Raw genomic sequence first — 17,253 nt, forward strand, 5'->3', positions numbered from 1 at the left:
GGTGGGACTCGAACCCACACGCCTCGCGGCACACGATTTTGAGTCGCGCTCGTCTGCCAATTCCGACACTCTGGCTTACATATTCAAGGCAAGAATAATTATAAATGGCTGTGCCAGCCTTGTCAAGGATGGAGATTAGACCCACTCCTGGCAAGAGCCGCTACTGCTGGATGAATGCTCTATCAGCACCAGAATTAGGAATGCGAAAAACAAAGGAATCTGGTGATATACGGCGAAAAAGTAGTATGATTGCTTATCTGACGATTAATATTATTTCAAATATATAGTACTAGGAGCAGTATATGGATGCGGATATTGAACTGGTGAAGCAAACCCTTAAGGGCGATGAGAGGGGGTTTGAAAAACTGGTCACAAAGTACCAGGATAAGATATACACCCTTTGTTATAGATACAGCGGAAATGATGAGGATGCATATGACCTGACCCAGGAAGCCTTTATAAAAGCCTATCGCTCTTTAGGCACGTTTAAAGGCTCCTCGCGTTTTGGAACCTGGCTCTATCGGGTCACCACCAATGTTTGTCTGGACGAAATGCGCCGCAGGAAGCGCCACATTCCAGCCCAGTCCCTGGATCAGCCCGTCTTGGGGGCGGATGGGGAGATGAAACCAATTATATTGGATGATACAATACCCATCGACGAATTATATGAACAAAAAGAACAGGCTCAATACATACAGTCCCTGCTCAATCAGCTGAAGCCTGAGCATCGAATGGTATTGCTGCTTAAAGACATTATGGAATTCAGCTACGATGAGATCGCCCAGATGCTAAATATCTCCAGCGGAACGATAAAATCCAGGCTCAGCCGGGCCAGGGAATTATTGAGAAGAAAATTACTGGACAGGGAACATTTACCGTGAAGTCCTCGTCATATATACGAGGAGGGCGCATGGAATGGGAATGGGATGCTCACAAGTATATCTGTTATTGTCCGCCTACCTGGATGAGATGACCGATCCCGAAGAAACCCGGGAGGTAAAAACACACCTGGAGTCTTGTCTGGACTGTCGGGAGAAATTATCCCAGCTGCACCGCATGTGCCTGATCTTGCGTAAATTGGATAATCCCAAAGCTCCTCGCCGCCTTTGGAAGGATATAAAAAAACGCCTGGATTAAGTCAGGCTTTAGTGGATTAGACCTGGAGGGCTGGGGAGACTGACCATCATACTGTGACATCAGGGGCTGTTATTGTTGCGCCGTTTCGGTTAGGATTGGCCCGGCAATGACGGCCCCTGGTGTTGTTCCTCCGGCCACATCCCTGTATATCGTATATAAAGATGATATAATATTTAAAACGCGTTGGAGAGTGAATTTGTTGAAAGAGACCAAACTCATGCTGATCGACGGCAACAGTCTATTGTTTAGAGCATTCTATGCCTTACCCCTGTTGCATAATCGGGAAGGTGTTTATACCAATGGGGTCTATGGGTTTTTGACCATGTTTAACCGGGTGGTGGCGGAGGAACAGCCGACACACATAGTGGTTGCATTTGACAAAAGCCGGAAGACCTTTCGCAACGAGATTTACAATGATTATAAAGGGACCCGTTCGGAGCCGCCCAATGAACTGGTTGGGCAATTCCAGCTGCTGCGCGACGCCCTGGAGGCTATGAATGTTCCTTATATAGAAAGGCAGGGTTTTGAAGCTGATGACATCATCGGCACCCTGAGTACCAAGGCTGCCCAGCAGGGCGACACCTGTTTGATTTTGACCGGCGATTCGGATACCTTGCAGCTGGTTTCCGAGTCGGTAACGGTTTTGATGACCCGCAAGGGAATAACTGAAATCGACCGCTATAATGTTCAAAAGGTTTTAGAAAAATGGGAGGTGGAGCCGGAGCAGTTGGTTGAGATCAAAGGCCTGATGGGCGACACCTCTGACAATATACCCGGTGTTCCGGGAATCGGCCCCAAGACCGCCATAAAACTCATCAAAGAATATCAAAGCCTGGAAAACCTTTATCAGCATCTGAACGGTCTCAGGGCCAAACAGGCTGATTTACTGGCCAGTTACCAGGAACAGGCTTTCACCAGCAGGACTCTGGGCACGATTGTGCGGGACATGGATCTGCCCTATGATCTTGATGATTATAAACGCCGCTCCCCGGATCCTGAGACCCTGATGGAATTATACCAGCGTCTGGAATTCAACAGTCTGCTCAAAAACCTGCAGCAAAGCCTGGCTTCAGAATCCGGCGTACAGCCTGAGCAACCGGAAGTAGACGTAATAATGGTTGAAACCGAGGCAGAATACGAGGATGCCCTGAATCTGCTGGGGAGCGAGATAGGGCTTTTCATCATCGCCAGTTATCATCACCCCATGTGGGCCAGGATCGAAGAGATATATCTGTCCTCAGATACATATGTTTTTGGGCTGGCAATAACCGAGGATCAGCAGTATAAGCTGCAATGGCTCAAACCCATGCTTGAATCGAGTGAGATCAAGAAATCGGTTCATAACGCCAAATTTGCAGAGGTATTGCTGGCACGCTGCGGCATCAAGCTCAGAGGCGTTGCCCTGGACAGCCTGCTGTTAGCCTATGTATTGGATCCGGTCTTTGATGGCGAGCAGTTCCGGGACACGCTATACAAATACCTCAATATAACAATTGCCGGCGATCGGCCCGGGCAGCAGGCCGGGCAGTTAACCGCATTGTGCAGGTCCCTGCAGGCTGAGCTGCCGGATGAATCCCGATTATTATACTATGATGTGGAACTGCCCCTTTCCACCGTTCTGGCGAGAATGGAATTCAACGGCATCCAGGTCGACGGTGAAGTTTTGCACACCATTGCAGATGAAATGGAACAAGGCATCGAAAGGGCTGAAAGAGTCATCTTTGAACAGGCCGGAGGTACTTTTAACATCAACTCGCCCCGGCAACTGGCCAAAGTACTTTTTGAAAACCTGGGTCTGCCGCCGGTTAAGAAGACCAAAAGCGGATATTCGACTGATGCCGAGGTTTTAGAACAGCTTCTTGACCAGCATGAGATTATCGGGCACATATTGAATTTCCGCCAGCTTACTAAACTGAAAACCACTTACGTGGATGCTTTGCAGAGCCTGATTCATCCTCAGACCGGAAGGGTGCACACCATTTTTAAACAGGCCCAGACCGCCACCGGACGCCTTTCCAGCGTGGAACCCAACCTGCAGAACATACCTATCCGCATGGAAGAAGGACGCCGCATCCGGGCCGCCTTCACCGCCAAAAACAAGGAGCATGTGATATTGGCAGCGGATTATTCGCAAATCGATTTGCGTTCCCTAGCCCATATCAGCGGAGATGAAACCCTTATTGAGACTTTCCGCCAGGGTATCGATATCCACACCCGCACCGCGGCGGAAATCTTCGCCGTAGGGTTAGACCAGGTCAGCTCCGATATGCGCCGCAAGGCCAAGGCCATCAATTTCGGCATCATATACGGCATGGGAGATTTCCGGCTGGCTCATGACACCGGGGTGAGCCGCAAGGAAGCCCGGATTTACATTGACAATTATTTGAACACCTATCCCGGGGTACAGCGCTACATGGAAGAGATAGTGGAATTTGGCCGGGAGCACGGCTATGTGGAAACGGTGTTGAAGCGCCGCCGCTATCTGCCTGATCTGCGGGCTAAAAACCGCATCGTGCAGAACAATGCCCGCCGCATCGCATTAAACACTCCCATCCAAGGTACTTCGGCCGATATTATCAAGCTGGCTATGATAAAGGTTTTTCAGGAGCTGGAGCAGCGCCGGCTGGAATCCTGCCTATTGCTGCAAGTTCATGATGAACTGGTTTTAGAGGTGCCGCTGTCCCATGGTGAGGAGATTGCCCGGCTGCTTAAAAACAATATGGAAAATGCTTATAAGCTGAAAGTGCCCTTGGTGGTCACAGTTAAACAGGGCTCAAACTGGTACGACATGAAGGAAATAGAAGTTGATTAAAAGGGAAGTTGACTAATGCCGGAATTGCCAGAAGTTGAAACTATAAAAGAATCCTTGCAGGGCATGGTTGGATTAACCATAGATGATATAAAGGTAATGAAGCCTGAATATATACGCTCCTGGGAGAACCGGCCGGCTGATTACATAGGCCAGCGTATCTCCGCTATATCCCGGCGCGGAAAGTTTCTGATATTCGAAACTGACACCGGAAGATATATGGTAGCCCATTTGGGTATGTCCGGACGGGTTTATCTGGAGCCTCGGGGAAAAGAGCTGCAAAAGCACGTTCATATAGTCTTCGAACTGGATAATGAACTGGAACTGTGGTTTCAGGATGCCCGCCGATTCGGGGGACTATGGCTGGTAAAGGATCCCCGTATCATGTTAAAAGATATGGGAATTGAGCCGCTCTCCCGGAATTTTAACTCCCGTTATCTTAAACCATTGCTTAGCAACCGCCGGGTCGCCATAAAAACCCTGCTGTTAAACCAGCATCTCATCGGCGGCATCGGCAACATCTATGCCGACGAAGCCCTGTACGAGGCTGGAATCCGTCCGGACAGAAGCGCAGGCTCACTGGAACCCGGCGAGGTCGACCGTCTTGTTCAAGCTATTAAACAAGTGCTTAGATCAGGCATAGACCAGCGCGGCACGACCTTGCGCGATTTCCAGGACGGCTACAAGCAAAAAGGGGAGTTCCAGGACTACCTCAAGGTTTATGGACGCCAGGATTTGCCCTGTCCCCGTTGCCAACAGCCTGTCGTGCGCCAGGTCATCAATGGGCGCAGTAGTCATTTCTGCCCATCTTGCCAGAAATAATCAGCCCTCACACAGTTACACTTCTAGCCATATAGTAATTACGTACAGAGAGATTATTACAGCTAGAGGTGCATGAGATGGAACTTTTTGTTATGGTAATGTTTGCTTTGGCGGTTAGTGCAGATGGCTTCATGGTCGGCCTTTCTTACGGGTTAAATAAAATCCGCATCCCGGTGCTTTCATTGATTGTTATAGCGTTTGCGTCCTGCCTGGCGGTTACTACTTCCATGCTTATAGGGCAAGGCCTGATGACTTATCTGCAGCCGCATGGGGCTGCAAATATTGGAGCCCTGGTGGTGATTGCAGTAGGTATCTATTTCCTGCTCAATGCCTTCAGGGAGAAAATCAACCGGTTGGAAATTGATGATAAAGAGCCTTTTATCACTTTTTCCATACGCTTTTTGGGCATCATAGTACAGATCTTAAAAGAGCCTGCCCGAGCCGATTTTGACGCCTCCGGGGAAATCAGTACCCGGGAAGCTTTCTTTCTGGGGCTGGCTCTGGCCTTGGATGCCCTGGGAGCAGGTGTTGGGGTGGCGATGACCGGTTTTAATATTTTTTATACTGCCATAACCGTCGGTGTGGTAAAATTTATTGTGGTCAATTTGGGGATCATCCTGGGACACCGGGTCCTCAGCCGGCGTTTGCAGAGCATATCATCATGGATTCCGGGTTTGGTTCTTATTTGCATCGGATTGATGGAATTCGTGTAGAGGTGAGGATATGTACGTGATAGGAATAACAGGCGGCATAGCCAGCGGGAAAAGCACGGTTGCCAGGCAGCTTCGCAGCCTGGGCATGCTGGTGATTGACGCTGATGAAGTGGCCCGTCAAGTAGTGGAGCCGGGCCGGCCAGCCTGGAGGGATATTGTCGAGTACTTCGGACTGGGCTTTATTAACCAGGATCAGAGTATTGACCGGATCAAGCTGGGACGGTGTGTCTTCAGTCACCCCGAGCAGCTTAAGAAACTAAACTCCATCACCCATCCCCATATTATGGCCGAATTCCGCAACCGCTTGCGGGAAATCAGGACCAGCCATCCCCAGGCTATAGTAGGCCTGGAAGTGCCTCTGCTGTATGAGACCCATATGGATAAAATATGCGACCAGGTCTGGGTGGTATGGGTGGATTATGAAACCCAGGTTGAGCGTTTGATGGCCCGGGATGGCATCAAACGCGAATATGCTGAGCAGCGTATTGCCGCGCAGATGCCGCTGGAAGAAAAAGCGCGCCGGGCCAAAGTGGTCATCGACAACCGCTTCTCATTGGAATACACCCGGCAACAGGTTGCCAGATATTTCAAAGAAATCAGACAGGCCACGCAATAATATAACTTATTAAATGGGATTTGGGGGGTGGGAATGTTGCGACTGCGGATAGGCAAAAAATTGGCGATTGTGGTTTGGGCCACGATTATTTTTTTTATTATAGTGACTTTAACTTTTCCCAAATGGATTACACTGTTTTATCCCCAGCCCCACCGCACTATAGTATTTAATGCCGCCCAGCAATACGATGTTGATCCCTACCTGATATTCTCCATCATCCGGGCGGAAAGCGGGTTTCAGACCACCGCCCGCTCGCCGGTGGGAGCCAGAGGCTTGATGCAAATCATGCCGGAAACCGCGGATTGGATTGCCGCACAAAAGAGTATTAAACAGTTTGATACTGCTGATCTTCATGACCCCCAGGTTAATATAGAATTCGGCTGCTGGTACCTGGCCAGCCTCAATAAGGAATTTGCAGGGCGCTTGCCAATAGTGGTGGCGGCTTACAACGCTGGCAGCGGCAGAGTGAGGGAATGGATCCTGAGCGGACAGTGGGACGGCAGCGAACAGCATATAGAGTCCATTCCTTTTCCTGAAACCAGACAGTACGTGAAGAATGTTCTCCAGAATTATGAAGCCTACCAGGCCATTTACAAATGAGCCAACAAATCAGCCTTTCATATATGGGGCCGCACCTGGCCTACTTGTTACGACACGCGGAATATCATTCCCTAAATTACAATATAATGGAAATGAATAATTCCAGGGGGAGGGAATGGTATGATAATCTATCGACGGCGCAGACCTGGGCCTGCCTTGGTGCTCCTGGCGCTGGCCCTGACTTTGGGAGCCCTTGCCATCTATGCCGCGAGTCGCCTGGTGTACACCGCCAGTCTTGATAGCAGGGCCTTAAATGTAGGCCTCACCGCACCTGTCAACAGCCTCGAGCCTGCCCGGATTCTAAGTCATGAAGAGCGGCTGGTCGGTTCTATGCTCTACGAAGGGCTGGTGCAGTACGATGAGCCCGGTAAACAGGCCAAGCCTTTGCTGGCTGATGAGTGGAAGTATGAAGAAAACGGCCAGAAGATCGTTTTTAAACTGCGTAATGTACAATTCAGCAACGGGAAAAAGGTTCAGGCCGCTGATGTTAAAACTTGCTGGGAGAAGACCCTGGCTGGCAGCAAAGAAGGGAGTCATATATCCCTATTTCTTCCCATAGCAGGGAGCTCGGATTTTTTACAGGGAAAGAGTTCGGAAATTGCAGGCTTAAAGGCCAGCAACGGAAATACTCTGGAGATTACCCTGACAACTCCCAATGCCGCTTTTATTTATATGCTGACCCACCCGGTTTTCTGGGTATACGACAGCAAAGACAGCGCTGTACCCCCTCCTGGGACCGGTCCCTTTATACTGCAGCAAAATAGCGAGCAACGCTTATCCTTGCTGCAGAATGAGAACCATCACCAAGGATCATCGCCGATCAAAGCGATCGAGGTGAAAATATTCAAAGATCCTGCCCAGGCCTTAGCGGAGTTCAAAGCGGGGCAACTGGACTATTTGGATAAGGTAACCCCGCAGGATTTGCCGGGATTGCGCAACGATCCGGAGCTGAAAGAAATGCTGGTGGAAAAACCGCTCTATACACTGTACGGCATCGGCTTTAACCTGAATAAGAAGCCTTTCAACGGCAATTACCTGCTGCGGCGCGCTATAAACTACGCTGTTGACCGTCAGGCTATCAATAAGGATGTTCTGGGAGAGACCTATATCCCTTTAAAAGGGGTGCTTCCTGCGGAGATGCCGGGTCACAATACGGACATACAGGGATATGGCTATGACCCGGAGAAGGCCCGCCAGTTGCTGGAGCAGGCCGGATATCCGGGCGGCAAGGGACTGAGTCCGCTGATGCTGGCCTACAACCAGGGGGAAGGGCATCAGCGGGTGGTTGAAATCATTGCCAGCCAGTTGTCAGAAGTAGGTATACCGGTTCAGTTGGCCCCACTTACCTGGGATTATTATAAAAAACAGCTTGCCAGTTATAACCTGGTTCTGTTCAGGCTGGAGTGGTCGGCTGACTACCCTGATTCCGACAGCATCCTGTATAGCCTATTCCACAGCTCACATATAGGGAGTACCAATTACTTCGCCTATAATAACAACCAGGTGGACCTGGTGCTTGACAGCTCACGGGCGTCCATCGGGGATGAGAAAGAGCGTGTAAAGCTGCTGCAAAAAGCAGAGCAGATGATTATTGACGATGCTCCCTGTATATGGCTCTTTCAGACCGCCACCGCCAAACTGGTGCGTGAAAATGTAGACAGTTTAGAGGTGGATGGCTTAGATACCGTGGACTGGTTTAAAGCGGAATTGAAGAAGCCGGTGTTAAGTAATGCGCTGCAGACGCCCACCGATGGCAAAGTATAAATACTTGCCTTTTTTATTAGTATAATTATTTAACAAAGTGTGGCTGTGAAGGGCTATATTCCTTAATTGACACCCAAGTGCGGCTGTTGTATAATACCCTTTGCAGGGATGACAAATCGCTGCAATATATGTCGGAGTGGTGGAACGGGCAGACACGTACGTTTGAGGGGCGTATGCTGAGAGGCGTGGGGGTTCAAGTCCCCCCTCCGACACCAATATTATCCAAACTTTTTAATTGCAACTTAAATACCAAATCAATATTTGTTCCCAATATAGTGGCATTCTTAACATAGGTTGCCACTATTTCTCGTTTAGTCTCCGCAGATGTGTTGAACCCCAATTTTCCTCTTTGCCGCTTTATAGATAATGCAAAAATTCAGGTATTTATTTTAAGGAAGCTTTACAATTGTTAAAAAGAGAAGTTCATATTTTCGTTATCGTTTCCAATGCGAAGCTGTTTTTGTTCTGAGCCTTTTGCCGTATTCCATTACGGCGAGTTCCTGAATATTACGAGTATTGAATATTAAACTCTAAGTTTTTCGCGCAGGGCTTCTTGAAGAACTTTTGATAAACTAACTCCAGCATCAGTAGCTTTCGCATCTAACCATCCGGGAATGCTGACAGTGCGGCGCACTGCACGGTTATCGCGTATATTGGCCCGGACAAGATTTACGAATTGATTTTTTATAGGTTTGATTGTCTTAATATTCCTGGGATTAGGAATAGATTCTTTCTCTTCCAGCAAATATTCAATCCATTGCGTTAAGGCGCTTTGAGCCATGTCTATAGCGTTACCCAAAGATTTCCCCTCACTAATGCAGCCGGGTAAGTCGGGAAAGGTAATTGTATAGCTGCCATCGCTGTTTTGTTCAAAGATAGCCGGATAAATATATTCCATGGATAACGTCTCCTTTCTAATTTATTATAATATTTGGCATTTTAAATCTCAGGGAAGCAGAGTTTTATTTCAATCCCGCATCCTTTAGAATTTGCCTGGCTGTATTTTCGTTGATTTCACGGTGCCTTGGGATTTGTACGGTTCGCTTATCCGGGGCTCTATAAATACTATGATCTCCGTCTCTGATTTTGCGAAATCCGGCGGATTCGAGTTTTTTAATCAAGTCCCGTCGTTTCATCATTTATTTCCCCTTAGCTATATTATATTACGCAAATTAAGTAAAGCAAAGACGAATTACTTAAAATGCGTACAATATTTCTAGCCTGGCGATGCCAGGTTTCCTATTGGATTGACTATGATTAAGAAGGGCTGTATTGGCCCACTTATGCATCGGAATGCTGGCGTGAATACCCCGCCTGGACTATGCAGGCTGTTGTAGACCAAAGCATCTGTTTCCTTAACTGCACAAGCTGCATCTAAAATGGACACACATTACATACCAAGCACTTATCAATCAGGGTAGGAAGATACCCTGATTTCCTTTTTTATGATCATTTTGGCACTCTAAGCTTCAATTAATATAGCGTTTTTAAGTACTGAAGCGAGAATATAAGACTGTCGATCTTCATATGATTCAGCTTTGGCAGACTGTATTTTCAGCTTGAGCAGAGCCGGATTCTTGCGGTGGCCCTCTAAGGATGATCCTAACTGTCTTCAGAAGCGGTCATTTTCTCGATGCACGCCTTGCATACGAACGTGTTATTGTATTTGATTACATTTTCAAATTGTCCGCAGAAAACACAGGTCGGCAAATATTTTTGCGCGGTAATACTGTCCTCCCTGGGGAAGAACTCCAGGTAATCCCCTGATTTTATGTTTAAAGCGTTTATTATTTCCGCTGGCAATCTAATGCGTCCTAATTCATCGACTCGTCTAACCACTCTTTTACCCTTGAACATAATTCCCTCCCTGGCGAATAAAAATCAACTCCGGATTAAATGTAATTATATGTATAATATAGAACAAAATGGAACAAAAACACAACCAGTACCCCATTTGCTGATCGTGCGATTTGAAAGATGATAATCTGAGTTTTATTATCAAAAAGTATTATCAATCTGGGATCATTGCTCTGCTGAGCGCATGTGAATAACCGCGGGTTTTGATGTGGCGCCTTGTGCTGGGAGGTGGTCTAAGCAGCCATCAATAGATATAATACTTATTGGAGGATAACAATAATTCATAGTGGGAATCCTTTGAGACAACTTTAAGAGCACGGTTTAGGACAGGCTAAATCGCAGCTGATTTGTCGAATAGGCGGGAAAAGGTTTATTAGGCTATGCCTTATAAGCTGCCAGACCGTCCAGTGTTCTTTTAGATTTAAACACCTACCAGGCTGAATGAGGATGTGGAGTGACCAGGACCGGATCAGTTCTTTTTTAGATCTAAATATTGTGTCAGGGAGGTAGATAGATGCATATACCCCTTCTCAATGATATCGTACTTATATTTGGTTTGGCGATTATTGTCATATATATCTGCCACAAAATAAGGATCCCCAGTGTGGTCGGCCTTTTGATTACGGGTGTACTGGCCGGTCCCCACGGCTTTGGTATGGTTAATGATGTTGAGAGCGTAGATGTCATGGCTGAACTGGGGATTATTTTACTGCTTTTCACCATCGGCATCGAGTTTTCGCTCAGGCAGCTGCTGCAAATTAAGAAGAGCGTCTTCTTGGGGGGAGCCTTACAGGTATTGTTTACCTCCCTGGCTACCATGCTTATCATGATAGAAGTAGGATATCCCTGGAATGTATCCTTATTTATCGGTTTCTTGGTCTCGCTGAGCAGTACTGCCATTGTGCTAAAGTTGATTCAGGACCGGTCCGAGATCGATTCACCGCATGGCCGCAATATACTGGGCATTCTGATCTTTCAAGATATCGTGATTATCCCCATGATGCTGTTTACCCCAATGTTAGCCAATATTGCGGGCGGGACCGGGGAATCGATCTCATTGCTGGTAGTCAAAGTCTTGCTGGTATTACTGTTTTTATTTATCAGCGCCCGGTGGCTGGCGCCTTTTGTCTTTCATCACATCGCCCGCCAGCAAAGCAGGGAATTGTTTCTCATAAGCACTGTTACCATAGGTCTGGCGGTGGCCTGGCTGACCTCCAGTATAGGCCTGTCTCTTTCCCTAGGGGCATTTCTGGCCGGGTTGATCATATCCGAATCGGATTACAACCATCAAGCCCTGGTCAGTATATTGCCCTTTCGTGATGTATTCACCAGCATATTCTTCGTTTCGGTGGGGATGCTGTTTAATGTTGCCACTTTTTTACAGAACCCGCTGGTCTTAACCGGGGCGGCCCTGATAATACTGTTGGTCAAAGCTGTAGTAGCCGGAGGAGTGGTCTCAACCCTGGGATACCCCATCAGGACAGCAATTCTGGCAGGTTTTGCCCTTAATCAGGTGGGCGAGTTTTCTTTTATCCTTTCCCGGGTGGGATTGGATTACCAGTTGTTAAGCCCTGACTTCTACCAATTGTTTATCATTGTATCGGTTTTGACCATGGCCATCACACCGTTCAGCATCGGTCTCAGTCCTCGTATCGCTGAAGTTTTTCTGCGTCTTCCCCTGTCAACTAAAACCAAGACCGGTATAGATGTTGATCTGGAGTCACCTCAAGCGACCATGAATGACCATCTGGTTATTATTGGCTTCGGCATTAACGGCCGTAATCTGGCCAGAGCAGCGTCAGCCAGCGGCATACAATATATGATTATAGAAATGAACCCTGATGTGGTCAGGCAGGAGAGGGAGAATGGCGAAACTATATTTTACGGGGATGCCATCCATCTGGAAGTGCTTCAGCAGGCCAATATCGACACCGCCCGGGTTGTGGTGGTAGCCATATCAGATGTGTCCGCGACCACCAGGATAGTGGATATGATTCACAAAACCAATCCTCAGGTGCATATCATCGTGCGAACCCGCTATGTACAGGACATCCAGGAGCTTTATGCATTGGGAGCCAATGACGTTATTCCTGAGGAGTTTGAAACCTCTGTGGAGATTTTCACCCTGGTATTGAAGAAATACCTGGTGCCCAAGGTGGACATAGAAAGGTTCATTACCGAGGTTCGGGCTGATGGGTATGATATGCTGCGCAGCCTGTCCAGGAAATCCCCTACTTTTCAAGATATCAAGCTGCATTACCATGATGCTGAAATCGCCAATATAAGGGTTGAAAGCAATTCAGTTTTAGCAAATAAGACCCTGGGGGAAATTGATGTCAGAAATCAGTACGGGGTATCCATTTTGTTGATTCAACGCGGCGCAGAGACCATCATCAATCCTGCTGGCGACGCTTCTCTAGAGCCCGGGGACCAAGCGGTATTGCTGGGATCACCTGATAACATCAATGAAATAACGCAGGTACTGGGCGGTGTTTTCAAGAATAAGAACAAGATGGAAGGCATTAGTCGGGATAAGTATGTACGGGGGGGAGATGTGGCCTGATCGCAGGACATCTCTACCCGGGTAAGTGACTATTTAATCCTGGGAACGACTGGGATACATGATATATGATATAGTTAGAAATTATTTCCCGGATTGGGGTGTAGTGATGTATCCTAAAAGGCCGCGAAGATTGATGCAAGCCCTGTTCCAGGTAAGTCTTTTAGTTGCCGGTGGGATTATTTACCCGTTAACCACGGCGGGGATGACCTGGCGAGAGCTTTCCAGCAGTCTGCACAGTACTTTTAATGAGAATACTCACTGGGATTATAATAACATGGTGGGACCGGCCTTAACCTTGATTATTTTCGCTTTTCTGATGGCTTGCTTCAAATTGTACACCATCAGGCAGAAAAAGGGATTACAGCGCGTTTATGATGAACCGCGGCGCCAGAACCGGCTAGACGTATCCCGACTGCCGGATGGACAGGTGCAGAAAAGACAATGGTTCAGGCTGCAGACCCGGGACTGGTTAAAATGGTTTCATTTCCGGGGCTTTTCACCGCTAAGCGAAAGTGAGTACAGGCAAGACCACATGGTGGATATCGGCGGCGGCGGCCTGAGTTTCACAACGGAAAAAAAGCTGGATATCGGAGCGGTTATCACTTTCCTGCTCGATGTCGGCAGCGGGGATCCCCTGTCGGTTTGGGGGAAAGTAGTCAGGGTGCAGGAGAAAACAGACCACGAGCCGCAGCGCTATTTCATTGCCATACAGTTTTCCCAATTACGGGATACAGACCGCCGGCGCCTGGTTGCCTGGATTATGAAAGGGCAGCGCAATGCCATTCACAGTGCCAGGCAGGAGGAAAACCCGTCTGCCTCCACCACCCCATATCAACTCTAGCCCCGCGTTGCTTATCAGGATTCGATCAACAACTGGTAATCCAAACATCCCAATCCGATCCGATGTGCATATTCCAGGCCTTTCCGCCAATTGGTGTTGGGATGAATCAGGGTGAATTTATCGTCACCAGGTTCACAGCCTTTGCCTGCCAGCACTGAAGCGGTTAAGAACGGTGCCTGGTTAACCATATCCACACTGGCTTTATCCAGAGCCACCGGATCATATGAAACCGCTATGCCCAGGTCGGACACAATAGGAGCATCATTGTGAGACCAGCAATCGCAATTGGGGGATACCGAATTAATGATGTTGATATGGAAGTTAGGTTTGCCGCTGACTACCGCCAGGGCATATTCAGCAATCTTTTCAGTGGTTACTTCAGCCGATTGCCCCCAAACCACCTGTGCAGAATTGAAGCGGCACAGAGCCACGCACTGCCCGCAGCCAATGCAGATTTCCTCATCTATCATCGCCTGCTCCTGTTCGGAGAGGGATATGGCCTGCTGTGAGCAATGGTCTATACAGATGCCGCAAGCCGTACAGTTCTCGCCCACAATGCGGGGTTTTGAGCTGGAGTGCATCTCCATCTTGCCGCCCCGGGATCCCGAGCCCATGCCCAGGTTCTTGATGGCCCCGCCAAAACCAGTCTGTTCGTGGCCTTTGAAATGATTGAGGGATATGATGATATCGGCGTCCGCAATCGCGCTGCCGATCTTGGCAGTCTGGCAATGTTTCAGGTTAATGGGGATTTCCCGGTACTCGATGCCCCTGAGACCGTCAGCGATGATCACCGGGCAGCCCACCGCCAAGGGTGAAAAACCGTTTTTCATGGCCGAGTTGAGGTGATCGATGGCATTGCTGCGCAGTCCGCTGTACAGGGTACTGCAATCCGTCAGGAATGGCTTGCCCCCGAGTTCCTTGATTAAAGCCACCACTTCGGCTGCATAATTCGGCCGTATATAAGCCAGGTTCCCGGGCTCGCCAAAATGTATTTTTATGGCTACCATCTTGCCTTCGAAGTCGATGTCGCTTAAGCCCGCTTTGTTCATCAGGCTGCGGAATTTCTTGATTATATTCCGGCCGGGGCGGGTGCGAAAGTCTGTAAAGTAAACCTTGGCTGGCTGCATAATTAATCCTCCGCTGTGCAAATCTCTTTTTGGAAAGTATAGCATAGTATCAACTGCATCAAAAATACAGAAACTGGTTAGCTGTCGCAACATCAAGCTGGTCTGTGTTAGCCTGGCATGATATAGTCATTACAGGGTTTGATGGTGATCCTGGGAATATATCGCAATACCGCGCCGCCTCAGGAGGTGCGCGTGATAAGGCGATGATCGGGATTCAGTCCGGCTATTTTCGAAAATGCTGGTGGCGGACCAATGATTTTGAACCGGGTATGGTTTCGCCCTCAATTTTGAATAAAAGAGAGGATGGTTGAATGATTTCCGAACAGATTAAAACCGATCTGCATAACGCCTCTTGGATCAGGGCTATGTTTGAAGAAGGGGAGCGCTTGCGCGCCATTTACGGAGCTGAAAAGGTGTTTGATTTCAGTTTGGGAAACCCTGATTACGAACCGCCCGCCCGGGTCGGCGACACTCTGAAAAAACTGGTGGTGGACGAAACCCCCGGCCTGCACCGCTATACCAGCAATGCCGGTTATGCTGATGTGCGGGAAAAGATCGCGGCCGGGCTGGCCCGGGAAAGCGGTCTGCCCTTGGGGACTCAGCACATCATCATGACATGCGGCGCTGCCGGGGGGCTCAATGTGGTCTTAAAGACTATACTCAACCCGGGTAATGAAGTCATTTTGCTGGCGCCGTATTTTGTGGAATATCATTTCTATGTCAACAATCATGGCGGCAAAGCGGTGGTCGTTCCTACCGGGGATGATTTCCTGCCCGATCCCGATCTTCTAGCCCGGAGCATCACCCCCCAAACCCGGGCCATCATCATCAATTCTCCTAACAACCCCACCGGGGTGGTGTATTCACAGCAAGCCCTCCAGGCTATGGCTGCAGTGATAAATGCTAAAGAGCAGGAGTATGGCACCGAGATCCTGGCCATCTCGGATGAGCCGTACTATAAACTGGTCTATGAGGGGGCCAGGGTTACCAATCTTATGACCATTTTCAAGAATGCCGCTATTGTCAATTCTTTCAGCAAATCGCTGGCTCTGCCCGGCGAGCGCATCGGCTATATTGCGGTAAGCCCGAATATAGAAGCGGTTGAGCTCATGACCGACGGTCTGGTATTTGCCAATCGCACCCTGGGTTACGTCAATGCCCCTTCCATTTTCCAGAAGGTAGTGGCGGAATGTCTTGACGAGGGCCCGGATACGGACGAATATCAACGCCGCAGGGATACACTTTATAATCACATCACCGGGCTGGGCTTTACTTGTGTCAAGCCGCAAGGCGCCTTTTACCTGTTTCCCAAATCGCCGGAGCCTGATGACGTAGCATTTGTGCAAAAAGCCCTGGAGTATAATCTTCTTTTGGTGCCGGGCCGGGGTTTTGCTATGCCTGGCTTCTTCCGGATGGCCTATTGCGTCGATATTAAAACCATCGAAAGGGCTTTGCCGGCCTTTGATAAACTAGCCCAACATTATTTTTAAGCCCCTTAAAAGAACGGCAGGGAGGCATCCTGATGCGCAAATTCATGCCTTGAAACTGCCCTTTAAGGCGGAGACTTTGACCGGCATGTTCTGGAGATTTCGTCAGTGACCAACCCGCTGGTTATGCTCACTTTCCAGGCGCATTTAAGAGCTATCGGATCCATATAGGGAGTAAATAACTTCAAACAAAATTAACTGCCAATACTTTCCAGGCAATTTTAATCCTGCTATACTGTTGAAAGACTTAATGGCAAATACAAGTAATAGGATTAAGCATCGCTTGGAAAGTGGAGGCAAATTAAGATTTGATAAGGCGAGCACCAACACTAAAGATAGTATTGGCTCTATTGACTGTGATCATAGCCTTAGGGTCGGCCGCCTCTATCAAGGCCTACCCGCCCTTTGTTACCTTCCCGGCTTCAGCGCCTGACTCCGGAATAGAACCGGTCGCTGCAACAGCCTCGCAGGCAGCGCCAAAGGATACGCCCGAACCGGCTGCCGCGCCTGGTAAAGCGGTTCCTTATTTGCAGATTCTGATTTATCACGAAATCGGTGCTGGGCCTAATGGTTTGTATGTAGCGGTCCAGAATTTTGAAGAACAGATGAAATACCTGTATGACAACGGGTATACGGGGATTACCCTGGCCGAAGGCAGGGCCTTGTTGGAAGGCCGGGGCAATGCGCCAGCTGGCCAGCCGGTAGTTTTAACTTTTGATGACGCCTACCGATCTTTTATCGACCACGCTTATCCGGTGTTGAGCAAATACGGTTTTAAGGCGACGGTTTTTGTGATTGCCGACTACACCGGCGATCCCAACTACCTCAGCTGGGAGCAGATCGCCGATATCGCCTCACATGGCATGGAAATCGGCAGCCACTCCAGAACCCATACTTTGCTGCCTACCCTCGAATCT

16 protein-coding genes and 1 tRNA gene are annotated in these 17,253 nt (G+C 48.7%); 13 read left to right on the top strand and 4 right to left on the bottom strand.

What is annotated here, in order from left to right:
• Positions 1 to 302: 302 nt before the first annotated feature.
• The 9 genes from B3W37_RS07940 (at position 303) to B3W37_RS07980 (ending at position 8,676) form a co-directional block, all read left to right on the top strand.
• Positions 303 to 881 (top strand): RNA polymerase sigma factor, encoded by a 579-nt coding sequence (locus B3W37_RS07940; protein WP_481041032.1) that lies wholly within the window; start codon positions 303 to 305, stop codon positions 879 to 881.
• Between the two features lie 34 nt (positions 882 to 915).
• The gene (locus tag B3W37_RS07945) at positions 916 to 1,137 is read left to right on the top strand and encodes an anti-sigma factor family protein (protein WP_483168822.1); all 222 of its coding nucleotides are present in this window, start codon (positions 916 to 918) and stop codon (positions 1,135 to 1,137) included.
• A gap of 199 nt (positions 1,138 to 1,336) precedes the next feature.
• Positions 1,337 to 3,949 carry a DNA polymerase I gene (polA, locus tag B3W37_RS07950; RefSeq protein WP_483175302.1) on the top strand — a complete coding sequence of 871 codons (2,613 nt, stop codon included), beginning with the start codon at positions 1,337 to 1,339 and terminating at the stop codon, positions 3,947 to 3,949.
• Positions 3,950 to 3,964: 15 nt separating this feature from the next.
• On the top strand, positions 3,965 to 4,768 hold the full coding sequence (gene mutM, locus B3W37_RS07955; protein WP_483175303.1) for a bifunctional DNA-formamidopyrimidine glycosylase/DNA-(apurinic or apyrimidinic site) lyase: 804 nt from the start codon (positions 3,965 to 3,967) through the stop codon (positions 4,766 to 4,768).
• Between the two features lie 77 nt (positions 4,769 to 4,845).
• The gene (ytaF, locus tag B3W37_RS07960) at positions 4,846 to 5,481 is read left to right on the top strand and encodes a sporulation membrane protein YtaF (protein WP_481041023.1); all 636 of its coding nucleotides are present in this window, start codon (positions 4,846 to 4,848) and stop codon (positions 5,479 to 5,481) included.
• Between the two features lie 10 nt (positions 5,482 to 5,491).
• Positions 5,492 to 6,097: a dephospho-CoA kinase gene (coaE, locus tag B3W37_RS07965; RefSeq protein ID WP_483175304.1), complete on the top strand. Its 606-nt coding sequence runs from the start codon at positions 5,492 to 5,494 to the stop codon at positions 6,095 to 6,097.
• Between the two features lie 33 nt (positions 6,098 to 6,130).
• Positions 6,131 to 6,697: a lytic transglycosylase domain-containing protein gene (locus tag B3W37_RS07970; RefSeq protein ID WP_481041019.1), complete on the top strand. Its 567-nt coding sequence runs from the start codon at positions 6,131 to 6,133 to the stop codon at positions 6,695 to 6,697.
• Between the two features lie 120 nt (positions 6,698 to 6,817).
• Entirely contained in the window at positions 6,818 to 8,461 is a 1,644-nt protein-coding gene (locus B3W37_RS07975; RefSeq protein ID WP_483175305.1) for an ABC transporter substrate-binding protein, read from the top strand.
• Positions 8,462 to 8,591: 130 nt separating this feature from the next.
• A tRNA-Leu gene (locus B3W37_RS07980) sits at positions 8,592 to 8,676 on the top strand.
• Between the two features lie 308 nt (positions 8,677 to 8,984).
• Here B3W37_RS07980 and B3W37_RS07985 read toward each other — a convergent pair.
• From B3W37_RS07985 to B3W37_RS07995, 3 genes are all read right to left on the bottom strand, one after another.
• On the bottom strand, positions 8,985 to 9,359 hold the full coding sequence (locus B3W37_RS07985; protein ID WP_483175306.1) for a type II toxin-antitoxin system HicB family antitoxin: 375 nt from the start codon (positions 9,357 to 9,359) through the stop codon (positions 8,985 to 8,987).
• A gap of 64 nt (positions 9,360 to 9,423) precedes the next feature.
• The gene (locus B3W37_RS07990) at positions 9,424 to 9,600 is read right to left on the bottom strand and encodes a type II toxin-antitoxin system HicA family toxin (protein ID WP_483168828.1); all 177 of its coding nucleotides are present in this window, start codon (positions 9,598 to 9,600) and stop codon (positions 9,424 to 9,426) included.
• A gap of 463 nt (positions 9,601 to 10,063) precedes the next feature.
• Complete coding sequence (locus tag B3W37_RS07995; RefSeq protein WP_483168829.1) at positions 10,064 to 10,318, bottom strand: AbrB/MazE/SpoVT family DNA-binding domain-containing protein; 255 nt, start codon at positions 10,316 to 10,318, stop codon at positions 10,064 to 10,066.
• A 514-nt stretch (positions 10,319 to 10,832) separates the two neighbouring features.
• Between B3W37_RS07995 and B3W37_RS08000 the strand changes: the two genes are divergently transcribed.
• Both B3W37_RS08000 and B3W37_RS08005 read left to right on the top strand, forming a co-directional pair.
• Positions 10,833 to 12,881 carry a monovalent cation:proton antiporter family protein gene (locus B3W37_RS08000; protein WP_483168831.1) on the top strand — a complete coding sequence of 683 codons (2,049 nt, stop codon included), beginning with the start codon at positions 10,833 to 10,835 and terminating at the stop codon, positions 12,879 to 12,881.
• A gap of 58 nt (positions 12,882 to 12,939) precedes the next feature.
• On the top strand, positions 12,940 to 13,722 hold the full coding sequence (locus tag B3W37_RS08005; RefSeq protein ID WP_483175308.1) for a PilZ domain-containing protein: 783 nt from the start codon (positions 12,940 to 12,942) through the stop codon (positions 13,720 to 13,722).
• Positions 13,723 to 13,736: 14 nt separating this feature from the next.
• Here B3W37_RS08005 and B3W37_RS08010 read toward each other — a convergent pair whose 3' ends face one another.
• Entirely contained in the window at positions 13,737 to 14,849 is a 1,113-nt protein-coding gene (locus B3W37_RS08010; protein WP_483168833.1) for a DUF362 domain-containing protein, read from the bottom strand.
• A gap of 311 nt (positions 14,850 to 15,160) precedes the next feature.
• On the opposite strand from B3W37_RS08010, the gene B3W37_RS08015 reads away from it, so the two are divergent.
• Both B3W37_RS08015 and B3W37_RS08020 read left to right on the top strand, forming a co-directional pair.
• Positions 15,161 to 16,339 (top strand): pyridoxal phosphate-dependent aminotransferase, encoded by a 1,179-nt coding sequence (locus tag B3W37_RS08015; protein ID WP_481041003.1) that lies wholly within the window; start codon positions 15,161 to 15,163, stop codon positions 16,337 to 16,339.
• Between the two features lie 305 nt (positions 16,340 to 16,644).
• On the top strand, positions 16,645 to 17,253 hold a 609-nt coding region (locus tag B3W37_RS08020), incomplete at its 3' end, for a polysaccharide deacetylase family protein (RefSeq protein ID WP_483175310.1).

The sequence above is a fragment of the Syntrophomonas sp. UBA5494 genome, from assembly GCF_002426325.1.

What these genes read in the sequence shown, in the direction of transcription:
- B3W37_RS07940 (WP_481041032.1), top strand. Translation starts at nt 303, where the DNA reads ATGGATGCGGATATTGAACTGGTGAAGCAAACCCTTAAGGGCGATGAG.
- B3W37_RS07975 (WP_483175305.1), top strand. Translation starts at nt 6,818, where the DNA reads ATGATAATCTATCGACGGCGCAGACCTGGGCCTGCCTTGGTGCTCCTG.
- B3W37_RS08010 (WP_483168833.1), bottom strand. Translation starts at nt 14,849, where the DNA reads ATGCAGCCAGCCAAGGTTTACTTTACAGACTTTCGCACCCGCCCCGGC.
- B3W37_RS07970 (WP_481041019.1), top strand. Translation starts at nt 6,131, where the DNA reads ATGTTGCGACTGCGGATAGGCAAAAAATTGGCGATTGTGGTTTGGGCC.
- coaE (WP_483175304.1), top strand. Translation starts at nt 5,492, where the DNA reads ATGTACGTGATAGGAATAACAGGCGGCATAGCCAGCGGGAAAAGCACG.
- ytaF (WP_481041023.1), top strand. Translation starts at nt 4,846, where the DNA reads ATGGAACTTTTTGTTATGGTAATGTTTGCTTTGGCGGTTAGTGCAGAT.
- B3W37_RS07945 (WP_483168822.1), top strand. Translation starts at nt 916, where the DNA reads ATGGGAATGGGATGCTCACAAGTATATCTGTTATTGTCCGCCTACCTG.
- mutM (WP_483175303.1), top strand. Translation starts at nt 3,965, where the DNA reads ATGCCGGAATTGCCAGAAGTTGAAACTATAAAAGAATCCTTGCAGGGC.
- B3W37_RS08000 (WP_483168831.1), top strand. Translation starts at nt 10,833, where the DNA reads ATGCATATACCCCTTCTCAATGATATCGTACTTATATTTGGTTTGGCG.
- B3W37_RS08015 (WP_481041003.1), top strand. Translation starts at nt 15,161, where the DNA reads ATGATTTCCGAACAGATTAAAACCGATCTGCATAACGCCTCTTGGATC.
- B3W37_RS07995 (WP_483168829.1), bottom strand. Translation starts at nt 10,318, where the DNA reads ATGTTCAAGGGTAAAAGAGTGGTTAGACGAGTCGATGAATTAGGACGC.
- B3W37_RS07990 (WP_483168828.1), bottom strand. Translation starts at nt 9,600, where the DNA reads ATGATGAAACGACGGGACTTGATTAAAAAACTCGAATCCGCCGGATTT.
- B3W37_RS07985 (WP_483175306.1), bottom strand. Translation starts at nt 9,359, where the DNA reads ATGGAATATATTTATCCGGCTATCTTTGAACAAAACAGCGATGGCAGC.
- B3W37_RS08005 (WP_483175308.1), top strand. Translation starts at nt 12,940, where the DNA reads ATGATATATGATATAGTTAGAAATTATTTCCCGGATTGGGGTGTAGTG.